This is a genomic window from Enterococcus sp. AZ091 (assembly GCF_051714805.1).
Classification (GTDB): domain Bacteria; phylum Bacillota; class Bacilli; order Lactobacillales; family Enterococcaceae; genus Enterococcus_D; species Enterococcus_D gallinarum.
This window is the reverse complement of sequence record NZ_JBIOSO010000001.1, coordinates 2,296,243-2,318,149: the sequence shown is the minus strand read 5'-3', so window position 1 is coordinate 2,318,149 and position 21,907 is coordinate 2,296,243. Positions and strand designations below refer to the sequence as shown.

The following is a 21,907-nucleotide window of genomic DNA, read 5'->3' as shown; positions in this document are numbered from 1 at the left end:
ATATCCTTATTTCTGATAAGCCTCAAGCCAATGATGAGGCTGTAAGCTTCTCAATTCTGCAAATTCAATCCTGTCAACATCTTTTGTGGTCAATGCACACAACACATCACCACCCCAAAGAGCAAGCCGTTCTTGACATATGCCGCAGGGAGAAAAAATTTTGAAGGGAGCATTTTCGTCCTCTCGAACCAAACAGAGGGTATGGGTGATTCGTGCATTCATTTTAGCCGCTTCCAACATACAACCTAGTTCCATACACACACTGGAACCGGCATTCGGAAAGTCTGGCGAGATGCCAATTACTATTTCATCAGTATCTAAATAGGCACCGGCAACACCACCCCAACCTGTCGGATACCGCTGAAGTAACTCCGATTTAACCGTTTCAAAAAGTCTTGTTTCAGCTTTCATAAAAATCTCCTTTTCTTAATCGTGTCCTAGAAAAGCTTCTTTAGCGCTAAAAAGTAGAAGGGGACAAGCTTATGAAAGGAGAAATGCTTAGTTCGCCTCTACTTTTATGTGGCACTCTCTTTAAATACTAAACCCATTTAAATAAGAAACTTCTAAAGAAAATCAAACAGGCAATGTTGCTGTTCGCCTTCTTTTATTAACTGGCTGTTTCGTATTCCCGATGCAGTTTACTGATTCTTTGTTTCTGCTTATCTGTCAGGTGCGGTAGGTTTTCTAACTTGGAGAACAGATCAGGCAATGCCTCAAGAGGGGTAATTTGAGCAACACGAATCGCATTTTGAAGCATAATCAGCAAGTTGCTGATTTTTTCAGTTTCAATCATCCCCAGGTAATCGTCTTTGATATTTGAAAACTTATTCTCAACATCACAAGCAACTAAATGGCTGACCAGATCATGGGCGATTCGTCGATGATAGGAGTTTTTATGGGCATGCAGTTGCCAAAAATCCTCCCAGTATGGATAAAAAAGTGTTGGCTCCAACAGAGAAGCTCGTTCAATAATCAAGTAACTATTGAAATAATAATTAATGTGATTCTTGCCATCAATGACATTTTTAACTAATTTTTCTCTTAACGAGTGGTCCAGCAAAGTGCTTTTAATATACGGTGTTGGGTCAAAACTTGTCGTATCAAATTTTGATTCAATCATTTCATAGGTAAACCGTTCCGAGTAGGTCATAACAGCGCTCCTTTATAAGTAGTTGAGAGAAGTGAATCACTATTTTCCTTCGTCATTTTTCAAATCAATGTTGTGGATTACTATTATAGTATCAAAGAATGAAAAGAATTACTTAAAAAAATTGATCTTCTTCAATTAGCCCTTTTTGTTCTCTTTACTATTGAAGGATTTGATTGGAGATGACAAAAATGATAGTTACTGACTGGCATTTTTCGTGCTATATTGTGTAAACCCTATTAGTGAAAGAAGGAATTCTCGATGCCAGTCATCGCTATTTTAATTGATTTGATTACTTGTGCTAGCTACTTTTTTCAATTGCATTCCATACCGTCACAATCCTTGTACTTGTTGGGAATGATCTTACAAGTATTCTTTGCCCTCATTTTATTGATTATCGCTTTCACCTATAGCGGTAAAAAATTTGCTCGTATCCAGCCTCATCTTTTTTACCGGGTCGTTTCTATTAGGTATGGGATTATTTTGATCTCTACATTCATCAACGGAGCAGTCCTGTTTTTGTATGTCCTGAATTACTTAGGTATCAATGATGTGGTCTTTTCCAACTTCTAATCAAGCAAAACAGTAAAAATCACAAAAAAAAATCCACTCGTATAAAGTGAATTTTTTTTGTGATTTTCATTTAAATTAGGTGGCAGACGAAAAGGCAATTAGCACTTCGTCTTTTTATTTCGATCTTAGGAGAGATAAAACTCTTTCAACGTTTTCGCGATCATTTTTGCGATGGGATGGCCCTCGGTAAAGCTGGAAGACAGATAAATCGTACGAGAGAGCGGGAAATCATCCAAGGTGCGCAATACGAATGGGGCACTTTCTTTGTAGCCCCAGGTCACTTTAGGAAAGAAGGTGATCCCTAATCCCTGATTGATTAATGAACGCAATGTTGCCGGATCATCTGTGGTGGCGCCAATACTCAAAGCAATTTTCCTTGATTCAAATGCTTCGTCAATAGTACGTCGTAATGGTGTATTCGATACCAGCATGATTAGTGGCAAATCAACGATATCAGCGGTCAATAGCGCTGCTTTTTTCGCTCATGGATGATTTTTAGGAATGGCCAACAAAATCGGTTCGGTAAAAATGGGTAAATTCGTCATTCCGGTTTTCGGTTCAGAAGTAATGTAAAAGACCCGACCTTTTTCCTTTTCAGCTTTTCCGTGTTGTTTGATTGAAAGTTGAATATCTGGGTGCTTCTCAACAAAAGTTTTGACCAAATTGGGAATTGATACCGAGGCAACTTCAGAATAGATCGTGATGGAAGGAATGATTTCTTCATTAAGAGATCGAATCGCTTCTAATCCCTGGTCATATTGTTCCAGTGTTTTAGTGACATAAGGGTAAAATTCTTCCGCATACATCGTCAGTTCAATGTGACGGCCAGTATGATAGAACAAAGGCACGCCTAAATCACTTTCTAAATGTTTCATGGCCCGGCTCAATGCCGGTTGCGAAATATACAGTTCTTGCGCAGATTGAGTAATATTTTTAGATTCCGCGACTTTTTGGAAATAACGTAAATGTTCGAGGTTCATAGGACACTCCTTATTCCATACCTTTTTGTTATGGATACTCATCAAATTGGTATTTTTTATTATAACAAACTTTGACTAGAATAACAGTGTAAGAGAAATTGTTAAGGAGGTTCTTCATGAGTACAGGTTTCTTATTCCCAGGTCAAGGCAGTCAAACAAGCGACATGTTGCATGATGTACCAGATGATTACTTCATTCGCTTGGAACAAGCTACTGGCTATCAATTGAAAAAGGCATCGAACATTGAAAATGACACTGTCTATATTCAATTAGCTATGCTTGTCAAAGCTGCTTATTATACCGACCAGATCAAGAAAGCAGGCATTTATCCTGATTTGGTCGCAGGTCATTCAATCGGCGCTTTTTGCGCAGCATTGGCTAGTGAATGTCTGAGCTTTGAAAATACTGCCAGTCTGGTCTATCATCGAGCGACACTGATGAAAGAAGCGTATCCTGCGGACTATGCGATGGGTGTAATCGTTGGGCTGACAAGATCAGAAGCGGAAAAGGTAGTTGCAGAAAGTTTTGACATCAATTTTCCCGTGTATCTATCTAATGAAAATTGCCCAATGCAACATACCTTATCTGGACATATCAAGGGTTTGCAGCAAGCATTAGACCATGCGAAAACGTATCATGCCCAGACCGCAAAGCTACTAGCAGTTCCTGTTCCATCTCATTGTGAATTGATGGACGAAACCGTCAAAAACTTTGAGCCCTTCTTGCAGAACGTCACGATCAATTCGCCAGCTTGTCCTTATGTCAAAAATATTGACGGACGATTGACAACTGATCCAGCGGAGATCCGCAAAGATCTGTTACAAAATATTGCTCATCCAGTGCAATGGAACAAAATGATGGATGTCATAAAAGAAATGGGAACCGATATCGCTCTTGAATTTCCTCCCGGCAATACCTTAACAAAGCTGATTCATGCGAAATTTGGTGAAAACAAGGTGATCCGAACCATCAACTTGGACCAACACGGTATTGATGATGCCATATTCCTATATCAAAAATGGAGATGAACACAATGGAAAAACCAGCAAGAAACTGGGGCAGCAAACGCGAGCAAAAAGCCCAAACAATGAAAAAAATCGAACATTTGCTTGATGGAAAATATGTACCAACTGAAACCATTATCGAAGTGTTAGAAACGGTTATTCAACCAGGTGACAAAGTCGTTCTAGAAGGAGATAACCAAAAACAAGCAAGCTTCCTTTCAAAAAGTTTGGAACAAGTCAATACAGATAAAGTCAATCAATTGCATATGATCATGTCGAGTATTTCTCGTCCAGAACATTTAACTATTTTTGAAAAAGGCATCGCAGCAAAAATCGATTTTTCATACGCTGGTGCCCAAAGCACACGTGTCGCTCAAATGATCGAAGACGGCACAATGAAATTAGGCGATATTCATACTTATTTAGAATTATACGGACGTTTGTTCGTTGATTTGATTCCTAATGTCGTTCTTGTCGCTGCAGACAAAGCCGATAAACAAGGAAATCTTTATACAGGCTACAATACAGAAGAAACACCAACTATCGTTGAAGCTGCTGCTTTTAAAGATGGCATCGTCATCGTGCAAGTCAATGAAGTGGTAGACGAATTGCCACGGGTCGATATTCCAAGTGATTGGATCGATATCGTTGTCTTGGCTGATCAACCTTATCAATTAGAAGCATTATTTACTCGGGACCCTCAAAACATCACCGAATTACAAATCTTGATGGCAATGATGGCATTAAAAGGAATTTATGCCGAACATGAAGTTCAATCATTGAATCATGGGATTGGGTTCAACACTGCCGCGATCGAGCTACTTTTACCAACCTATGGCGAAACGTTAGGAATCAAAGGGGAAGTTGCTAAAAACTGGGTCTTAAATCCACATCCAACAATGATTCCTGCTATTGAATCTGGTTGGGTCGAAAGCATTCACAGTTTTGGCGGCGAAGTAGGGATGGAAGAATATATTGCTGCTCGTCCAGATATTTTCTTTGTTGGGAAAGACGGTACGATGCGTAGTAACCGTGCTTTGTCGCAAACAGCTGGTCAATATGCGGTTGATATGTTCATCGGTTCCACTCTGCAATTGGATTATGAAGGAAATTCTTCAACCGTAACCAAAGGACGTTTATCTGGTTTTGGCGGTGCGCCAAACATGGGTCATAACCCTGGCGGTCGTCGTCACTCAACACCGGCATGGCAATCATTGCGTGACGAAAAGGATCCATTAGGCAAAGGTCAAAAATTAGTTGTTCAAATGGTCGAAACTTACAGCTCAAACAAAAAACCAGTCTTTGTTGAAACACTAGATGCATTGGACGTTCAAAAACAAGCGGGATTAGCCAACGCCCCTGTAATGATCTACAGTGATGACACAACTCATATTGTGACCGAAGAAGGAATTGCTTACCTTTATAAAGCCACTTCTAAAGAACAAAAACAAGCAGCAATCGCAGCAATCGGCGGTGTCACCCCATTAGGTATGACGAGTACCAAAGAATCATTGGATCAATTGCGTGCTGCTGGCATTGTAAAATTACCAGAAGATCTTGGTATCAAACGCAGCGATGCGAAACGTTCATTACTAGCTGCGCAAACCGTGGATGATTTGATTGAATGGTCTGATGGCTTGTATCAACCACCTATGAAATTTAGAACTTGGTCATAAAGGAGAGAAGAATAAAATGGAACAATTAGCATATACCTATAAAACAACCAAACCCATCAAAGAAAAAATCCATGTTGGTGTGGTGGGTTCAGGCGATTTAGAAATTTTACTTTTTCCAACAGATAAAGCGGAAACTTCAGTGAAGATTTGTACCGGAAGTGACGGCTTTGGCGATGTTTGGCAAAATGTTTTGACACGCTTCTTTGAACGTTACCCAATCACCGCAGACATGGTTATCAATGACTTTGGTGCTACTCCTGGAGTTGTCTATCTTCGATTAACACAAGCAATGGAGGAACTTTCAGATGAAAAATAGTTTTGTTGAATTAAATGCCCGCGAACGTGTCAATGCGTTAGTTGATAATGGCCGTGAATTGATTGATCCCTTTGATCAAATGATCGCGCCTAATTTGGTCGCACAAGATATTGTTCCCCAAAGTGATGACGGGATCGTGGTTAGCCGCGGTAAAATTGCTGACAAAGAAGTTGTCGTTATTGCTATGGAAGGTAAATTCCAAGGTGGCGGTATCGGTGAAGTTTCCGGTGCGAAAATCATTGCCGCTTTGACCCATGTACTGGAAGAAAACCAAAACGGCCACGAAATCTATCCAATCATTGTATTGGATACTGGTGGTGTCCGTTTGCAAGAAGCCAATTACGGGTTGCTCTCGATTTCTGAAATTGGTAATTTGATCGTCGCTTTGAAAAAATATGTTCCAGTCATCGGCTTAGTTCCTGGTCGTGTTGGTTCATTTGGTGGGATGTCCATCACTTCAGCCTTAATGAGCTATTTGATTGCTACCAAAAAAGCCCGGATCGGTTTAAATGGACCAGAAGTGATTGAACAAGAAGCGGGTGTTCGCGAATTTGATTCCAGTGATAAAGACTTGATCTGGAACACGATCGGTGCCCGGCAACGGTTGAATGCGCAAATCGTTGATGAATTAGTAACAGATAGCGTTGAGGCAATCAAAGCAGCTGTGATTGCAGCAATCAACGAAAAGAAAGACAGCCATCGCAGCGAAAACGCCGACTTTTATCTTTCTTTGTTGGCAAAACTAGATTTATCCAAACCAATGGCGATTGACGCGTACAATCAAGCATTAGCCGCTCACAAATCAGCAGCTGTGAAGGAAATCAACGTAACAGAAGGGACAGAAGATGCTGCTACAAGTGTTGGTTACGACTGGTTTGCGGCATTGACAGGGTTGAAACACCCAACTTCTACAAGTGCCACGGTTTATGCTGCAGCTTCAAACTTATTCAACGAAGATGCGGTTGTCACAGCCATTGTCCCAAATGCACAAAACCCAATGTACCGTGTTCGTAATGGGGAAGTTGGCTTGATCGAAGGTTTTGAAATGGCTCATGTCTTAGAAACCGTTTATCAAGAAGACAAAGAGAAGGCCGTGAAACGTCCGGTTGTTGTCGTGATCGACGTACCAAGTCAAGCTTACGGTTATAACGAAGAATTGATTGGAATCCACGTAGCCTTAGCAAATAGTGCTGCAGCTTATGCAAAATTGCGTCAAGCAGGTCATCCAGTGATTGGCTTTATCGCTGGGAATGCGATCTCTGGTGCATTCTTAGCCCATGGCTTACAATCTAGTCGCTTGATCGCTTTGAATAGTACCAATATCACTGTTCAAGCAATGTCTAAAGAAAGCGCCAGCCGTGTAACAAAACGGTCAATCGCAGCGATCGAAGCAGCAGCAGAAAAAGTGCCAAGTATTGCCTACGACATCAAAAATTATACGAAGCTTGGTGCGATTTTCACTTTCTTAGAATCAATTACGGATCAAGAAACCAGCGCTGACCATGTCAATGCGGTGATCGACGCCATCAATGCAGCGATTCTTGATGTTCGTCAAACAAACGACACTATGTTGACCAACCGATACACCAACGAGATTGCTGTTAAAGGCGGTCGTTTAGAAACAAATAAAGTTTTTGCCCGTATGAATGAAGAATGGACTGATTAAACAATGAACTTTGCCCACGATATTGTATTGATCGATAACCAAGCGCTTGCTGATCTCGTTTTACCAGATTGGCTGCAACAAAGGGAAAAAATGTATGCGACTGTCCGTAGAGGCATTCCTCAAAGCCCACAACATATCCTTGTCGGCTTTCGAGGAACAAAACGGGTACAGCGCTTCGGCACCGAGATACTTTCCAAGTATGTGATGGCGACCATTCATCCATGGCAGCTGATTGCCAAAGAAAGTTTTCGCCAAAAAAACATTGCAGATTATCCTGTTTATCGCCAATATCGTGAGGCACAACGATTGTTGTGTGATTGTCAGTGGGGTGTGGGTGGCAGTTTGGGGTTTGAATTGGCTTCAGACCAAACCGCGATCAAAGTAACCAGTGACTTGGATCTCTTGCTTTATGCTGATTCTGCCACTCAACTTCCTTTACAACTCATTCAGGACAATAAAGATTTTTTCAATGATTTAGATATTCAAGTAATAACTAAAAAAGGCGGTTTTTCCTTAAAAGAATATTTGAGGAACCCCCAAAAGAAACTATTACTTAAGACAGACGAGGGGCCAAAACTCACCAACGAGATTTGGTAAATATAAGAAAAGTGAGCGAAAAAAATGTTCGAGAATAAAGAAATCAAAATCAATATCAGCGACTTCCTAAAAGTCTTTGCTGTGACCGCCGTTATGATGCAGACTGTTTTGAGTTTTGCTTTAGCAAATGTCCAAAACGAAAAAACCGCCGCCTTTATTGGTATATTTTATGTCATCGTGAAATACACCGCACCAATGTTTATTTTTGCAATTGTTTATAATATGGTAAAAACAAGCCAACATCTTTCTTATTGGGAATTTATGAAAGAAAAATTCTTTGAATTAGTGGTTCCTTATCTGTTGTGGACGACTGCATACTTATGGCTCTTTCCAGCCGTTCAACAAGGTCAACCCTACACAGATACTGCTTCATTCTTATTGAAATATATTACCGGTGACGGCGCACCCCATCTATGGTATACCGTGATGATGCTTCAAATTCAATTATTGATGCCGTTTTTCGTATGGTTAGGCTACAAAGTCTTTTCAAACAAGAAAAATGTTTGGCCTGTCCTAATCGTTGCGACAGTTTTATATGTAGCTTGGTATTTATTCTATGATGCGCAAGTTTTTGCCGGACCTCATCATGACAACTGGTACTTATTGGATCGTTTCGTTGCTAGCTTTGTGATTTATGGTATTTATGGCGAAGCGGCATTGATGTATCATGAAGCCATTTACCGCTTTTTATATAAAATGCGCTATGCACTATTGCCAGTTGGCTTAGTATTAGCTTTATTTTCAGCTGATCATTTATTACACTTTAGCGGAGATCTTTCTTTCGCTCATGCACCTTATTTGAATACATTACAAAGTCTTTATAGCTTAGTGGTGATCTTCGGCGTCTTTATGTTAGGCTCAACTATGATCAAGAACAATGCACCACAGCTTCGTGCATTCAAATGGTTATCTGTATATGCGTACCGTACCTATTTAGCCAATGTATTTGTATTTCAAGTTATTCTAGTTTGTTTCAAAGATACACTATTACAATTGCCAACGGGAATCATGATTCTTGTTGCCTACTTAGCTACTGCCAGCTGCAGCTTTTTATTAAGCTATCTTCTGCATGTGATTTGGTCAGGGATCAAAGGACCATTTAGTAATTAATTCATAAAAAGAGGGGATCTTATGGAAGAACAATCTGCCTTCGCTACCTGTCATCAACTGGCAAAACTAGTTGAAAAAGCGCTGATCGATGAAGTGGAACTCTCACCCAAGCCAGGCTTAGTCGATCGTTTTACAACTGGTTCACATAGCGATATGAATCACGAACTATTTGTCTTATCTGCACAAACGCTGACACCATTTTTTGAAGAAATGGCGCTGGCTTCTTGGCAAAAAAGACCGAGCCAAGCCGTCAGAGAAGCGATCGCTGAGATTGGTCGCCGTGCTGAAACAGCCATGTTTGCAGCTACTGGTGGAGTCAATACCCATAAAGGGGCCATTTGGGCAATGGGATTGTTTATCAGTGTGATCAGTAGCCAATACAGCTGTGATCGTCAGTTGTTTTTACCAAAGATTTTTACAGAGATTCAACAACTGGTCGCTTATCCAGATCGTCGGATACAAGTTGCGGCTACTGGAAGTCACGGAAACAAAGTCAAACAAAAATATGGTTATACGGGTGCTTTTGGGGAAGCAGCAGCAGGTTTTCCTCATGTTCAAGTGGCATTATCTGATTTTTTGTCACGACAAATAAAAGATTCACCAGAAAAAAGACTCCATATGCTCCTAGCGATCATGGCCACTCTTGATGATACTTGTATTTTGTATCGCAGCGATCAACAAGTGCTGAACCATGTTCAACAGTTGGCAAAGCAAGCCAATAAACAGCCCATTCCTAGCGCCGCTTTTGAAGCATTGAACAACTATTGTCAACAGCAAAATGTTTCACCCGGCGGAAGTGCCGATTTATTAGCTGCCAGTTTCTTTCTGCTTTCTTTGGAAAACTTAACGAGTCAGAAACTTTATTTCACTACAGCAAAATAACATATTTATTCCATTCACAAGACTTTTAAAGAGATTGTTTCTTAAACTCTTTAAAAGTCTTTTTTATCTGTTCAAAAAACGTGTTATTCAACCGAAATAAATAAAATATAAAAAGAGAAATAATTTATCCAGGAAACCTCTTTTAATTGTTTGTTTGGAGGTCGCTAATTCCTAAAAAACTTTTTAAAGTTTTCTCAGATAACGGCGAATGTTGCACTTAAACATTTGTTTTAATTGTTATTTAAAAAGGATAGAAGAGGGGTTTGACACCTGAATTAAAAAATAGTAGTATCTAACGTGAATTGAATATGTTTCTTCGGGGCAGGGTGTGATTCCCGACCGACGGTGACAAGCAATGCTTGAAGTCCGTGACCCGCATTCGTGCGGTTGATCCAGTGAAACTCTGGAACCGACAGTTAAAGTCTGGATGGGAGAAGAAAAACTTACAAGAATATTGACGGGAGGAGTCTATCCTTTTTGTCATCGTTTCTTTGAGTTTGTCTAATCATGACCTCGTGTACTTATGCACGAGGTCTTTTTATTTAAAGAAAGGAGGAATGCTTATGCATGAAACGTATATGAAGCGCGCCATATCCGAAGCACTAAAAGGCAAAGGACAAACCTTCACGAACCCTTTAGTCGGTGCTGTCATTGTGAAAGATGAGGAAATAGTTGCTGTAGGCAGCCACATGGCTTATGGCCAGCCACATGCGGAAAAGAACGCCATCGATTCATGTAGTTCCCCCGAAAAACTAATTGATTCAACCATTTATGTGACCCTTGAGCTTTGCCACCATTACGGAAAACAGCCACCTTGTACAACTGCTATTCTACAAAGCGGCATCAAAAAAGTGGTAATTGGTCAATTGGATCCCAATCCGTTGGTATCTGGCAAGGGCAAAGCGTTTTTAGAATCACAAGGAATAGCAGTGATCACAGGTGTTTTAGAAAAGGAGGTACGTGAAATCAATCGCCACTATAATACGTATCACGAAGAGCAACGTCCTTTTGTGGCTTTAAAGCAAGCAACCACACTCGATGGAAAAATCGCTTTAGCTGGTCAGCGAACAAGGATAACCGGTGAAGCTGCATTGCGCCGGGTTCGTCAGGAACGTTCAGACTACCAGGCTATTTTGATAGGGAGCCGCACTGCCTTAATCGATAATCCTACTTTGCGGACAGAGGCTGCCTTTCCGACTTATCGAGTGGTCCTAGATCGTAAAGGAGAAACCTTGAAACAGCAGCTAACTCTTTTTGAGGATACCAGTAGTCCTGTACTGGTCTTTACTACGAAAAAAGTCCAAACTGTTTTCTCAAATCACGTGAAAATCATTACCACGCCTTCACTGACTCTCTCGTTTGTCATGAAAGAATTGTATCGACGCAAGATTCAATCGGTTTATGTTGAAGGCGGAAGCAGCATTCATGATGCCTTTCTGGCGGATGGTTATTGGGATCAAGTTATCACCTATCTTTCGCCAAAACTTATCGGCGGCAATGGAACAGCGAGTTTTGCTAGTTCTCGAGAAGTGAATCAGATGTTTGCGCTAACGGAAGTCACTGTTGAACCGGTCGGAGAAGAGTTAAGGATCGTTGGAAGGAGGCAGGAAAATGTTTACCGGACTCATTCAAGAAAAGGGTAAGATCACACGGATCGTGCCTAGTGGTCGCACCATTGCATTGACTTGTCATGCTTCTGAAGCATTGTTAACGGATTATCGGGTTGGCGATAGTATGGCGATCAATGGCGTATGTTTGACAGCGATCAAGACTGGCAAACAAGAATTCACTGTCGAGATCATGCCGGAAACTTATCAACGAACCACCTTTTCGACCGCAAAAATCAATGACGAAGTCAATTTGGAACGAGCGTTAGCTTTTAACGGCCGCTTGGAAGGACACTTGGTGGCAGGTCATGTAGATACTACGACAACACTGCTAGAAAAGCGTGTGTTGGAGAATGCGCTGATTCTGACATTTGCTTATCCCGACGAACTGAGAAATGAGATCATTCCACAGGGCTCTATCGCATTGAATGGGGTTAGTTTGACGATTATCGAGACCACACTGCGCTATTTCTCCGTTGGACTGATTCCTCATTCCAAAAATCAAACCAATCTGGGGCGACTTAACCGCGGTGAAGCAGTGAATGTTGAAACAGATCTATTAGGAAAATATGTCAAAGCCAATCAACTGATCCGTGGCGGAAGAAAGGAAATGTCCTATGAGTAAAAATAAAATCGAAACAGCATTAGACTATTTAAGAAATGGGCAATTAATTATTGTTGCTGATGATGACGACCGGGAAGCGGAAGGAGACCTTGTTGGGATCGCTAATCTAGCTACGATGGAAAGCGTGAATTTTATGACGAAATTTGCTCGAGGGTTGATTTGCGCACCTATCTCAGCTCAACTAGCTCACCGCTTGCAGCTAACTGAAATGGTCGCGCAAAATACGGATACTTTCAAAACAGCCTTCACTATAAGTGTCGATCACCGTTCAACGACAACAGGAATTTCTGCTGAAGAACGCGCGCGAACGATCCGAGCATTGGCTAATCCTCAAACTAAGGAAGAGGACTTTCAAAAACCAGGTCATATTTTCCCGTTGATCGGAAGAATAGGCGGGGTGCTGGAAAGAAGGGGCCATACCGAGGCTGCATTGGATTTAGCAAAATTGACCAATCAAAGTGAAGCGGCCTATATTTGTGAGATTCTAAATGAGGATGGAACGATGGCTCGCCGCCCACAATTGGCTCAATTCGCGGAAAAATGGCAGCTGCCGATGATCACTATCGAAGAGTTAGCGACTTATATGGCAACAAGTCAGTTAACCGTTCAATTGCCAACCGCATTTGGATCCTTCGATTTAACCTTATTTGAAGATCAGCATCATCTTGAGCACTTAGTATTAGCAAAAGGGGATTTGACTAATCCCGCAAAACCATTATTGGTTCGTCTTCACTCAGAATGCTTGACCGGAGATGTTTTTGGATCCCAGCGGTGCGATTGCGGGGAACAACTACATGAAGCCATGCGTCAAATCGAAAAAGAAGGTACCGGAGCCATCTTGTATTTGCGTCAGGAAGGCCGAGGTATCGGCTTGAAACAGAAACTGCAGGCGTATCAATTACAGGAAAAAGGCTTGGATACGTATGAAGCCAATGTTGAATTAGGTTTTCGTCCAGATGAACGGGATTATGGTTTTGCGGCGATTATTCTGAAGTCTCTTGGCATCGATACGATTCGCTTGCTGACAAATAATCCAGAAAAAATCACCGAGTTAGAAGCTCATGGCATTCATGTTGCTGAAAGAATTCCGCTGGAAATAACTCCAGTTGCAGAAAATAATCGTTATCTTCAAACAAAAAAAGAAAAATTCCATCATTTATTATCACTTTGAGAAAGAAGGAGAGCACAACATGACACAATTTGAAGGAACATTTGACGGACAAGGAATGAAAGTAGGGATCGTGGTTGCGCGTTTTAACGAGTTTATTACGGCGAAACTTTTGAGTGGCGCCCAAGATAATTTGATACGGCATGGAGTAAAAGAAGAAGACATTGATGTTTACTGGGTACCCGGTGCCTTTGAAATTCCCTATATAACAAAAAAATTAGTCAACGTGAAGCAATACGATGGCTTGATCACACTGGGTGCAGTTATCCGCGGTGCGACTACCCATTATGAGCTTGTTAGCAATGAAGTCGCGAAAGGCGTGGCCCAAGTTGGATTAGCGGCAGACATTCCAGTCATGTTTGGCGTTCTAACTACAGAAACTATCGAACAAGCCATCGAGCGGGCCGGAACCAAAGCGGGCAATAAAGGTTCAGAAGCGGCGCAAGGATTGATCGAAATGATTTCATTGAACCGGGTGATTTAATGTTTTAAAGCCTGTCCGCGACTTTCTTATAGGTGCATTTATTTGCTAAAGGCATTCAATTTTTTCTGAAAAACTGCTATGATGAACAAAAAAAACTAGGGGCGAAACGAACGGATGCAAGAAGGAAAAAGACAAGTCAAAGCGATGGGAACGATCATTCAGCTTTGGATCCAACATGAAGATCCCACACCAATTTTGGAAGCAGCAGTCCAACAAATCAGAGCGTTTGAAAAACGGTTTAGTGCCAATGATCCTGCTTCAGATCTGATGAAAGTCAATCAAAACGCCGGAATTCAGCCGACCAAAGTAGCCAAAGACTTGTTTGCTTTGATCGCCTTAGCAAAAGAGCACAGCTTGCCAGAGGATAGTTTCTTGAACATCGCGATGGGACCCCTGATTCAGGAGTGGCGTATTGGTTTCTCAGATGCCAAAGTGCCGACTGCCGAAAAAGTGACGGAATTACTACAGGTGACCGATCCTCAACGAATCGAATTGGATAACAAACAGCAGAGCGTTGCCTTAGCTGCCGGTATGTCAATAGACCTAGGTGCTGTGGCCAAAGGCTATTTCGCAGATCAGCTGGCAGATTTTTTTAAGCAATCTGGTGTCAGTGCCGCTTTGATTGATCTGGGCGGGAATGTTGTTACCTTTGGTGAAACACCAAATCATGCGGATCACTTATGGCGTATCGGAATTCAGAATCCTTTTTTGCCAAGAGGAAATTTCGTGGCAGCCTTAAAAATCCGCGATCGTTCTATCGTAACCTCAGGGATCTATGAACGTTCCCACACCGTCGACGGTAAGACCTATCATCATATTTTCAATCGTAAAACCGGTTATCCGATAGAATCAGCGTTAGCAAGTATCACGATTATTTCCGATCGTTCAGTGGATGGCGAAATTTGGACCACACGTCTCTTTGGTAAAAAACCTGAAGAAATCATGAAACAACTCAGCCAACTCGATGGCATCACTGGATTAATCGTAACCCGACAAGGCCAATTGCTTTATCCCTCTACGCTACAACCACTGATTGAGTTACCTGAAACGAATCAAAAAGCCTAATTGAAACATACTCAAAGATAGAGACGAAACTGCCTTGACAAAGCAGCTTTCAGAGTCTGGTAAATGAAGTATTTAAACTGGTGAAACAAGACAGCAGAATGACTGCGCCCCCTGGCAATTGCACGATCTTAAAGTGCCTGCTTAATCTGTTTAGCTCGTTTGACATACCATTACTTCTGACTCTTTCTTCTTTGAGTATGTTTTTTTTACTTTTGATGGCGGTTTTAGCGATCATACTTTTTCTAGAAAATAGCGAATCAAGTTTTGATCAGCTATCGATAACGGACGCTCTGCTTGATGAGCGATAAAATAATTTAACGTTAGCATTTCTTCAGGTATCGGATAAAGGTTGAAAGGCGTCATTGTCGCTGCTTGCAAGACACTTTCAGGAACGATGGCCAACCCGAGATTGTTTTCAGCAAGTGCTGCTGCAGTATAAATATTGCTGCTTTCTACGAGAATGGTTGGTTCAACTTTGTACTTTTTCAATAATTGATCAATTTGCCGACGAATCGCGGAGCCGCTTGTCGTCAATATCAACGGGCTTTGTAACAGTTCTTTCATTGAAACACTGTCTTGAGAGAGAAATTTTTTGTTTGCTTGATACAAAGGCGAAATAGGGGGGATGATCGCAAAATAATTTTCACTCTTTGTGGCGTAAGTCGTCAAATTAGGTGAAATAGTCTCCGGGTTCTGGCCAACAAAAAAATCCAATTGATTACTTAATAAACGTTTCTCATTGTGCTTTGGCAAATCTTCACGCAAAAAAACGGTCACATCCTGGTGTTCTGCCAAATAGTCAGGTAAAAAAAGTGGGAGCAAGAACGAGCCCAGACTGGGCAAGATACCCAATCGCAATGTTTTGGTTTCTGGTGATGTGTAGCGCAGTAACCGATGACGAAATTTCGCGGAAGCGGTTTCCAATGTTTCAAGGTATTGATAATAGATTTTACCGGCTTCAGTCAAATGCAAAACACCTGACTGACGAATAATGATGGCCGTTCCCAACTCTTGTTCGACTTTTTTGATGGCTTGCGTAAGATAAGGCTGAGAAATAAATAGGTCTTTCGCTGCTTTGGTATAGTTATTGTACTTTAGTAATGTGTCGATGTACTGCAGCATCAAATGGGAATCTTTAAGAGACATAGAAGTTGCTCCTTCCGTAGAAATATGTCTATTATAACAAAAAAGTTATCATAATATAATTAAATAAATATTTCACAAATGTGAATGGTCAGACTAAACTGTAGAAGTACTTAATTGGAACAAATAAATTGTCCTTCAGATCCTTCTATCGGAATGAAATCAGAGAGATTTAAGCTGAGTTTGACCATTTTTATCTTTCTAAGACGACTATTTGTACGATTAACTTTTGAAACAATTGATCTAAAAGCGAGTTATAATCGAATCAATTGTTAAATTTATCACATTTAGGAGAGATGAGTATGAAACTGATCGGAATCGTTGGCACTAACTCTGCACGTTCGACCAATCGCCAGTTATTGCAATTTATCCAAACCCATTTCAAAGATCAGGCAGAAATCGAGCTTTGTGAAATCAAAGATCTGCCAGCATTCAATGAACCAGAAGACAGAACAGCACCTGAAGCAGTTCGAGAACTAGCAGAAAAAATCGAGGCTGCTGATGGCGTGATTATCAGTACACCTGAATACGATCATTCCATTCCAGCAGTACTAAAAAGCATGATTGAATGGCTTTCTTATACGACCCGTCCCTTGATCGACAAACCAGTGATGATCACTGGTGCCTCACTTGGTGCTTTAGGTTCTTCCCGAGCGCAAGCACATCTTCGCCAAATTCTTGATGCACCGGAAGTCAAAGCACGAATCATGCCTAGTGCCGAATTTTTACTCGGTCATTCGATGCAAGCCTTTGATGAAGAAGGATGCTTAAAAGATGAGGAAAAAGTCGCTGAATTAGAAGATTGCTTCAATGAATTCAAATTATTCGTGGAAATCACGAATCGTCTCGTCAGTGAATATTCGACTGCCAAAGAGCGCTCAAAGAAATTTTCTTGGGAACAGGTATAAGAAAGAGAGGAAATGTCCATGAAATTTGTCGGTATGATCGGTACAAATGCAAAGAAATCGACTAATCGCCAACTGGTGACATATATGCAACAAGCATTTGCCGATTTAGCAGAAATCGAAATTTTAGAAATTGATCAAGTTCCTATGTTCAATGAAACAGAGGATCAAACCAATAGTGAAGTCATTCAAACATTAAATCAAAAAATTTTGGCTGCCGATGGCGTGATTATCGCGACACCAGAACACAATCATTCCATACCATCCGCACTAAAAAGTGTCTTAGAGTGGTTGTCCTTCAATCTACACCCGTTTGATGGCAAACCAGTGATGATCGTGGGTGCTTCTTATGACGTCCAAGGTTCTTCACGGGCACAACTACACTTGCGTCAAATTCTTGATGCACCTGGTGTCAATGCAACGGTTATGCCTGGTAATGAATTTCTTTTAGGTCGTGCGCATCAAGCATTCGATGAAAATGGGCAGCTGAAAGATCAACGGACTGTTGACTTTTTGGAAAGCTGTTTTAGAAAATTCATTCGCTTTACAGAAGTTGCTAATATCTTGAATGTTCCCGAAGAAGTAGTTTATCAGCCTGGGGATTATACTGTCACGGCACCAGGACACAATGGTGATTTACCAATGGTGGTTACATTAAGTGAAGAACGGATCGAAGCAATCAATATCGATACTTCCGGTGAATCGGAAGGAATCGCAGATGTGGTCTTTGCGCGTGTTCCACAAGAAATCATTGAAGGCCAAACATTGAACGTCGATGCGATCTCAGGTGCTTCCGTTACCAGTAACGGTGTCGTTGATGGTGTCGCGAAAGCAGTGAAAATGGCTGGTGCAAACCCAGATGTTTTAAGAAAACGTCCTAAGGCAGCCAGTGCGCTAAAAACTGAAGATGAAACTTACACCACGGATATCATCGTTGTCGGTGGTGGTGGGGCAGGATTGAGTGCCTCAGCAAGTATCCTCCAAGAAGGCAAAGAGGTGATTTTAGTTGAAAAATACCCAGCCATCGGTGGGAATACCGTTCGCACGGGTGGACCAATGAATGCCGCAGATCCGGATTGGCAAAAAACATTTGCTGCGCTTCCAGGTGAACGGGCTGCGCTAGAAGAAATCATTGCCGTAGATGAAGCAACCATTGATGCAGAATACTTGGCTGATTTTCGATTGTTGAAAGAACAAATCACAACGTATTTACAAGCAACGACTCCAGAAAAAGAATTCTTATTTGACTCTGCCATCTGGCATCGTATCCAAACTTATTTAGGCGGCAAACGGACCGACTTAGAAGGAAATGTGATTTACGGTCAATATGACTTAGTAAAAATCCTAACTGATCGTGCACTAGAGTCTGTGAAATGGCTAGAAGAAATCGGCGTTGAATTTGATTACAAACATGTCGATATGCCAGTTGGAGCAAAATGGCGCCGAGGCCATAAACCATTGAAAAATGAAGGGTACGCTTTTGTTTCTGCCCTACACAATTTCGTCAATGAAAATGGTGGGAAAATTCTTACTGACACACCAGTCAAAGAATTGATCATCGAAGAGGGACAAGTCGTAGGGATCATTGGGGAAGGTCGCAATGGACAAAAAGTAACGATCCATGCCAAAGCAGTTATCTTAGCTTCTGGTGGCTTCGGTGCGAATACACAAATGCTGAAGCAGTACAACACGTATTGGACTGAAATCGAAGATGACATCAAAACTTCCAATTCGCCGGCAATCACAGGAGATGGTATCAAACTAGGGGAAAGTGCCGGTGCGGATCTAGTTGGAATGGGCTTCTCACAAATGATGCCGGTATCTGATCCGAATACGGGAGCATTATTCAGCGGTCTGCAAGTACCTCCCGCAAACTTTGTGATGGTCAATCAAGAAGGCAAACGTTTCGTCAATGAATATGAAAGCCGTGATGTATTGACACAAGCAGCAATCGATAATGGTGGCCTATTCTATTTGATTGCTGATGAAGAAATCAAGAAAACAGCGTACAATACGTCCCAAGAAAAAATCGACAAACAAGTAGCTAACGGAACATTATTCCGCGCCGATACCCTTGAAGAATTAGCAGAACAAATTAATGTTGATCCAACCATCTTGAAAGAAACGATCACTGCATACAACGCCTATGTCGATGCAGGAAAAGATCCTGAATTTGGCAAAGATGTGTTTGATCTTAAAGTAACGACTGCTCCATTTTATGCAACTCCAAGAAAACCGGCAGTACATCACACCATGGGGGGGTTAAAGATCGATACACAAACCCATGTGTTATCAAAAGAAAATCAAGTGATCAAAGGTCTATATGCAGCTGGTGAAGTAGCAGGAGGAATCCATGCAGGAAATCGCCTTGGTGGTAACTCATTGACTGATATCTTTACCTTTGGACGGATCGCTGGTAAGACAGCAGTTGCAGAAAATCTTTAATAGGTTAAAAGAAATGTGCAGAGAATCGCACTGCACATTTTCTTTCAAAACGTTATGTGAAATAAGTAACATGAGGTGTATTCATTCAATTTATTTAAACAAAACTATTTTTTGGGGGTAAAATATGGAAACAAAACTCAACCGTTGGCTAGTCTTGATTGCTTCAACTGCTGTTCTGTTATGTACAGGTGCCGTTTATGCATTTAGCGTTTTCGCTGGACCGCTTAGTCAACTAAAAAATTGGACAATGGAAGAAATCATGCTGGCATTTACAATCAATGCTGCTGTCGGACCTATCACAATGATTTTAGGAGGATTCTTGACCGACCGTGGATTGGCAAAATGGACGATTACTTTTGGTGGTTTATTATTTGCGCTAGGTTTCTTCTTAACTGGATTTGTGGAATCACCTGGGATGCTCTATCTAACTTATGGTGTGCTTTCAGGTCTTGGTCAAGGATTTGCTTATTCTGCTTGCTTAAGTAATACGATTCGTTTATTCCCAGACAAACGTGGACTTGCTTCAGGATTGATCACTGCAGGTATGGGCGGTGCAGCCATCATCGCCGCACCGATCGCGAATGCAATTATTGAATCAAGAGATGTGTTGACTGCTTTTCGTTTTATCGGTATTGCTTATATGATCGTCGTTGTAATGGCAAGTTTCTTTATCAAAAAAGCCCCTGCAGATTATCGTCCAGCAGGATGGGTCCCACAAACTTCTGCGGCTAAAGGAACCGCAGCAAATTATTCCTGGCAAGAGATGATGAAAACACCTGCTTTTTATTTGATTATCTTGATGCTCGGAGTTGGTGCATTTTCTGGTTTGATGATTGCTTCCAATGCTGCTGTGATTGGGCAGGAAATGTTCGGATTAACAGCTACAACAGCCGCTTTTTATGTTAGTCTATATTCTTTAAGCAATTGCTTAGGTCGAGTGATTTGGGGAACAGTTTCTGATAAGATTGGGCGCTCCAATACATTGATGATCATTTACGGTGTCGTTGCGTTATCTTTACTCGTTTTGACACTTTCAAGTGCAGCGATGATCTTTGCAGTGGGAATCATTGGGCTAGGACTCTGCTTTGGCGGAGTGATGGGGGGTTTCCCATCGATCGTAATGGAAAATTACGGACCAGCTAACCAAGGAGTCAACTATGGAATCGTCTTTGTTGGTTATTCTACTGCTGCTTTCTTTGGACCACGAGTAGCAGCAGGAATGGCTGCCAGCAACAATGGAGATTTTACAAACGCATTCTATGCAGCAATTGCTTTAGCAGTCGTCGGCTTTATTTTGAATATTGCTTATGTTCAACTAAAAAAATCACATAACGTTTCAATCGCCAAATAAACAGCGCAGCATTGAAAGGGCTATAAGTCTCTATAAAAAGATAAATAATCAGTAGTACTAATATAGATATATGCGGATTGACAGACTTGATTGACCATGATCATGGTCAATGAACTTAGAAATGCTTGTACCGGTGACAGGAGTTAGTACGATTGATTAATCAGTTAGATGGAGTAGCTTTTCAAGTACTGAGAATAAAAAAGTGGTAAAGTCTTTAATTTCTTTTTTTTCATGTTCCAGTGCAAAAAGTGATTATACTATTTTTTCCCTAAGTGATAGGATATCAGGTAGAAAGATGATTTTATAAAAGGAAACTCGAATCAGCTGATTATTCATTTTTATACGATAGTCATAATATTCATGAAGGAATGAAAAAATAGATTTGGTAGTGTCAATACACGTCGCTTATCATAAAAAGGCAACGTGAATTTTAATAACCATCAGTAATAGAAGTGCTTGGGGAAGTCTTTTCTTTTGCTGATGGTTTTTTCACAGCGACATCGGATGTTTGACTAAAATAAGAATAAAGAAGGACACTAATCTGCTTTCCTAAGATTAGTGTCCTTCTTATCTTTCATTCAAGTTGGAAGTTAGCAATAATTTTCTGGCTGACCATTTCGGGTGACAACTCAGTATTATCGATTTTCATCGTTTTTACTTTTGGAAAAAGGGATGCCAATTCCGTCGAATGGCTTTCCAAACGGTATTTTTCATTAAAAGTAAGAAGTTCTTGATGCGAAAAAGCAAGATCCCGTTTTGACGGCTTCGCTTTTAAACGTGCTTCCTGACGGTTACGTGCGATGCGCTCCTCTAATTGCGCAACAAGTTCAACAAAATAAACCGGTTGTCCAGCGCTTAAAAAGATCTCAGAAATTTTGTGTAAAAAAGCAATATCTTCTTTCTGATCAAATCCCACTAAAACAGTAAATATGATTGTCTTAACTGTATTCTGTTCACCAGCCACAAATGCTTTGAAAAGTTCGATCCTAGTGGAATCAGACAACTTAAATGCCGCAGGCGTATACCCAAGATAATTGGCAAATAAATCAATAGTTTGATGATTAAATAGTAATTTACCATCAATTCTTTTTTCAAGTTCGCGACCGACAGTCATTTTTCCAACAGCCTGAGCACCAATCAAAACCAGTAATGGCATAGAAGCA

20 protein-coding genes, 1 pseudogene and 1 riboswitch are annotated in these 21,907 nt (G+C 41.0%); of the genes and pseudogenes, 16 read left to right on the top strand and 5 right to left on the bottom strand.

The features are described 5' to 3' along the window. Window positions 1-6: 6 nt before the first annotated feature. Both IGJ28_RS11480 and IGJ28_RS11475 read right to left on the bottom strand, forming a co-directional pair. A complete protein-coding gene (locus IGJ28_RS11480) occupies window positions 7-411 on the bottom strand; it encodes a cytidine deaminase (protein ID WP_252711946.1) in 405 nt (134 codons plus the stop codon). A 196-nt stretch (window positions 412-607) separates the two neighbouring features. Next, window positions 608-1,150 (bottom strand): hypothetical protein, encoded by a 543-nt coding sequence (locus tag IGJ28_RS11475; RefSeq protein ID WP_252711947.1) that lies wholly within the window; start codon window positions 1,148-1,150, stop codon window positions 608-610. Window positions 1,151-1,408: 258 nt separating this feature from the next. Here IGJ28_RS11475 and IGJ28_RS11470 point away from each other — a divergent pair, with 258 nt between their 5' ends. Beyond that, window positions 1,409-1,720, top strand: a complete 312-nt coding sequence (locus IGJ28_RS11470) for a hypothetical protein (protein ID WP_195957223.1) — start codon at window positions 1,409-1,411, stop codon at window positions 1,718-1,720. 125 nt (window positions 1,721-1,845) lie between these two features. Here the strand turns inward: IGJ28_RS11470 and IGJ28_RS11465 are convergent. After that, window positions 1,846-2,700, bottom strand: a pseudogene (locus IGJ28_RS11465) (LysR family transcriptional regulator). A 116-nt stretch (window positions 2,701-2,816) separates the two neighbouring features. Here IGJ28_RS11465 and IGJ28_RS11460 point away from each other — a divergent pair. From IGJ28_RS11460 to IGJ28_RS11405, 12 genes are all read left to right on the top strand, one after another. Beyond that, a complete protein-coding gene (locus tag IGJ28_RS11460) occupies window positions 2,817-3,728 on the top strand; it encodes an ACP S-malonyltransferase (RefSeq protein WP_252711948.1) in 912 nt (303 codons plus the stop codon). A gap of 5 nt (window positions 3,729-3,733) precedes the next feature. Further along, window positions 3,734-5,380 (top strand): malonate decarboxylase subunit alpha, encoded by a 1,647-nt coding sequence (mdcA, locus tag IGJ28_RS11455; RefSeq protein ID WP_252711949.1) that lies wholly within the window; start codon window positions 3,734-3,736, stop codon window positions 5,378-5,380. Between the two features lie 16 nt (window positions 5,381-5,396). Next, window positions 5,397-5,696: a malonate decarboxylase subunit delta gene (locus IGJ28_RS11450; protein WP_060814921.1), complete on the top strand. Its 300-nt coding sequence runs from the start codon at window positions 5,397-5,399 to the stop codon at window positions 5,694-5,696. Next, window positions 5,686-7,362, top strand: coding sequence for a biotin-independent malonate decarboxylase subunit beta (gene mdcD / locus IGJ28_RS11445; RefSeq protein WP_113849672.1), 1,677 nt, complete (start codon window positions 5,686-5,688; stop codon window positions 7,360-7,362). The genes IGJ28_RS11450 and mdcD overlap by 11 nt, the downstream gene beginning before the upstream one ends. Before the next feature lie 3 nt (window positions 7,363-7,365). Beyond that, window positions 7,366-7,959, top strand: a complete 594-nt coding sequence (locus tag IGJ28_RS11440; RefSeq protein WP_252711951.1) for a malonate decarboxylase holo-ACP synthase — start codon at window positions 7,366-7,368, stop codon at window positions 7,957-7,959. Between the two features lie 24 nt (window positions 7,960-7,983). Beyond that, on the top strand, window positions 7,984-9,069 hold the full coding sequence (locus tag IGJ28_RS11435) for an acyltransferase family protein (RefSeq protein WP_252711952.1): 1,086 nt from the start codon (window positions 7,984-7,986) through the stop codon (window positions 9,067-9,069). A 21-nt stretch (window positions 9,070-9,090) separates the two neighbouring features. After that, window positions 9,091-9,951 (top strand): triphosphoribosyl-dephospho-CoA synthase MdcB, encoded by an 861-nt coding sequence (locus tag IGJ28_RS11430; RefSeq protein WP_252711953.1) that lies wholly within the window; start codon window positions 9,091-9,093, stop codon window positions 9,949-9,951. 308 nt (window positions 9,952-10,259) lie between these two features. Continuing rightward, window positions 10,260-10,394, top strand: a riboswitch (FMN riboswitch). Window positions 10,395-10,514: 120 nt separating this feature from the next. After that, complete coding sequence (ribD, locus tag IGJ28_RS11425; RefSeq protein ID WP_438845402.1) at window positions 10,515-11,594, top strand: bifunctional diaminohydroxyphosphoribosylaminopyrimidine deaminase/5-amino-6-(5-phosphoribosylamino)uracil reductase RibD; 1,080 nt, start codon at window positions 10,515-10,517, stop codon at window positions 11,592-11,594. Continuing rightward, the gene (locus IGJ28_RS11420) at window positions 11,563-12,183 is read left to right on the top strand and encodes a riboflavin synthase (protein ID WP_021149731.1); all 621 of its coding nucleotides are present in this window, start codon (window positions 11,563-11,565) and stop codon (window positions 12,181-12,183) included. Before ribD ends, IGJ28_RS11420 begins: the two co-directional genes overlap by 32 nt. Beyond that, window positions 12,176-13,354 (top strand): GTP cyclohydrolase II, encoded by a 1,179-nt coding sequence (gene ribA / locus IGJ28_RS11415; RefSeq protein ID WP_252711954.1) that lies wholly within the window; start codon window positions 12,176-12,178, stop codon window positions 13,352-13,354. Before IGJ28_RS11420 ends, ribA begins: the two co-directional genes overlap by 8 nt. A gap of 19 nt (window positions 13,355-13,373) precedes the next feature. Beyond that, window positions 13,374-13,835 carry a 6,7-dimethyl-8-ribityllumazine synthase gene (gene ribH, locus IGJ28_RS11410; RefSeq protein WP_003126533.1) on the top strand — a complete coding sequence of 154 codons (462 nt, stop codon included), beginning with the start codon at window positions 13,374-13,376 and terminating at the stop codon, window positions 13,833-13,835. 114 nt (window positions 13,836-13,949) lie between these two features. Further along, window positions 13,950-14,900, top strand: a complete 951-nt coding sequence (locus IGJ28_RS11405) for an FAD:protein FMN transferase (RefSeq protein WP_113849678.1) — start codon at window positions 13,950-13,952, stop codon at window positions 14,898-14,900. Window positions 14,901-15,131: 231 nt separating this feature from the next. Here IGJ28_RS11405 and IGJ28_RS11400 read toward each other — a convergent pair whose 3' ends face one another. After that, complete coding sequence (locus IGJ28_RS11400) at window positions 15,132-16,046, bottom strand: LysR family transcriptional regulator (RefSeq protein ID WP_041120131.1); 915 nt, start codon at window positions 16,044-16,046, stop codon at window positions 15,132-15,134. A 299-nt stretch (window positions 16,047-16,345) separates the two neighbouring features. Here IGJ28_RS11400 and IGJ28_RS11395 point away from each other — a divergent pair, with 299 nt between their 5' ends. From IGJ28_RS11395 to IGJ28_RS11385, 3 genes are all read left to right on the top strand, one after another. Continuing rightward, the gene (locus IGJ28_RS11395; RefSeq protein WP_103300839.1) at window positions 16,346-16,951 is read left to right on the top strand and encodes an NADPH-dependent FMN reductase; all 606 of its coding nucleotides are present in this window, start codon (window positions 16,346-16,348) and stop codon (window positions 16,949-16,951) included. A gap of 18 nt (window positions 16,952-16,969) precedes the next feature. Further along, window positions 16,970-19,393, top strand: a complete 2,424-nt coding sequence (locus tag IGJ28_RS11390; protein WP_252711955.1) for a flavocytochrome c — start codon at window positions 16,970-16,972, stop codon at window positions 19,391-19,393. 124 nt (window positions 19,394-19,517) lie between these two features. Further along, window positions 19,518-20,744, top strand: a complete 1,227-nt coding sequence (locus tag IGJ28_RS11385) for an L-lactate MFS transporter (RefSeq protein ID WP_252711956.1) — start codon at window positions 19,518-19,520, stop codon at window positions 20,742-20,744. Between the two features lie 574 nt (window positions 20,745-21,318). Here the strand turns inward: IGJ28_RS11385 and IGJ28_RS11380 are convergent. After that, the gene (locus tag IGJ28_RS11380) at window positions 21,319-21,900 is read right to left on the bottom strand and encodes a hypothetical protein (RefSeq protein WP_113849682.1); all 582 of its coding nucleotides are present in this window, start codon (window positions 21,898-21,900) and stop codon (window positions 21,319-21,321) included. Window positions 21,901-21,907 lie beyond the last annotated feature (7 nt).

What these genes read in the sequence shown, in the direction of transcription:
- IGJ28_RS11480 (WP_252711946.1), bottom strand. Translation starts at nt 411, where the DNA reads ATGAAAGCTGAAACAAGACTTTTTGAAACGGTTAAATCGGAGTTACTT.
- IGJ28_RS11475 (WP_252711947.1), bottom strand. Translation starts at nt 1,150, where the DNA reads ATGACCTACTCGGAACGGTTTACCTATGAAATGATTGAATCAAAATTT.
- IGJ28_RS11470 (WP_195957223.1), top strand. Translation starts at nt 1,409, where the DNA reads ATGCCAGTCATCGCTATTTTAATTGATTTGATTACTTGTGCTAGCTAC.
- IGJ28_RS11460 (WP_252711948.1), top strand. Translation starts at nt 2,817, where the DNA reads ATGAGTACAGGTTTCTTATTCCCAGGTCAAGGCAGTCAAACAAGCGAC.
- mdcA (WP_252711949.1), top strand. Translation starts at nt 3,734, where the DNA reads ATGGAAAAACCAGCAAGAAACTGGGGCAGCAAACGCGAGCAAAAAGCC.
- IGJ28_RS11450 (WP_060814921.1), top strand. Translation starts at nt 5,397, where the DNA reads ATGGAACAATTAGCATATACCTATAAAACAACCAAACCCATCAAAGAA.
- mdcD (WP_113849672.1), top strand. Translation starts at nt 5,686, where the DNA reads ATGAAAAATAGTTTTGTTGAATTAAATGCCCGCGAACGTGTCAATGCG.
- IGJ28_RS11440 (WP_252711951.1), top strand. Translation starts at nt 7,366, where the DNA reads ATGAACTTTGCCCACGATATTGTATTGATCGATAACCAAGCGCTTGCT.
- IGJ28_RS11435 (WP_252711952.1), top strand. Translation starts at nt 7,984, where the DNA reads ATGTTCGAGAATAAAGAAATCAAAATCAATATCAGCGACTTCCTAAAA.
- IGJ28_RS11430 (WP_252711953.1), top strand. Translation starts at nt 9,091, where the DNA reads ATGGAAGAACAATCTGCCTTCGCTACCTGTCATCAACTGGCAAAACTA.
- ribD (WP_438845402.1), top strand. Translation starts at nt 10,515, where the DNA reads ATGCATGAAACGTATATGAAGCGCGCCATATCCGAAGCACTAAAAGGC.
- IGJ28_RS11420 (WP_021149731.1), top strand. Translation starts at nt 11,563, where the DNA reads ATGTTTACCGGACTCATTCAAGAAAAGGGTAAGATCACACGGATCGTG.
- ribA (WP_252711954.1), top strand. Translation starts at nt 12,176, where the DNA reads ATGAGTAAAAATAAAATCGAAACAGCATTAGACTATTTAAGAAATGGG.
- ribH (WP_003126533.1), top strand. Translation starts at nt 13,374, where the DNA reads ATGACACAATTTGAAGGAACATTTGACGGACAAGGAATGAAAGTAGGG.
- IGJ28_RS11405 (WP_113849678.1), top strand. Translation starts at nt 13,950, where the DNA reads ATGCAAGAAGGAAAAAGACAAGTCAAAGCGATGGGAACGATCATTCAG.
- IGJ28_RS11400 (WP_041120131.1), bottom strand. Translation starts at nt 16,046, where the DNA reads ATGTCTCTTAAAGATTCCCATTTGATGCTGCAGTACATCGACACATTA.
- IGJ28_RS11395 (WP_103300839.1), top strand. Translation starts at nt 16,346, where the DNA reads ATGAAACTGATCGGAATCGTTGGCACTAACTCTGCACGTTCGACCAAT.
- IGJ28_RS11390 (WP_252711955.1), top strand. Translation starts at nt 16,970, where the DNA reads ATGAAATTTGTCGGTATGATCGGTACAAATGCAAAGAAATCGACTAAT.
- IGJ28_RS11385 (WP_252711956.1), top strand. Translation starts at nt 19,518, where the DNA reads ATGGAAACAAAACTCAACCGTTGGCTAGTCTTGATTGCTTCAACTGCT.
- IGJ28_RS11380 (WP_113849682.1), bottom strand. Translation starts at nt 21,900, where the DNA reads ATGCCATTACTGGTTTTGATTGGTGCTCAGGCTGTTGGAAAAATGACT.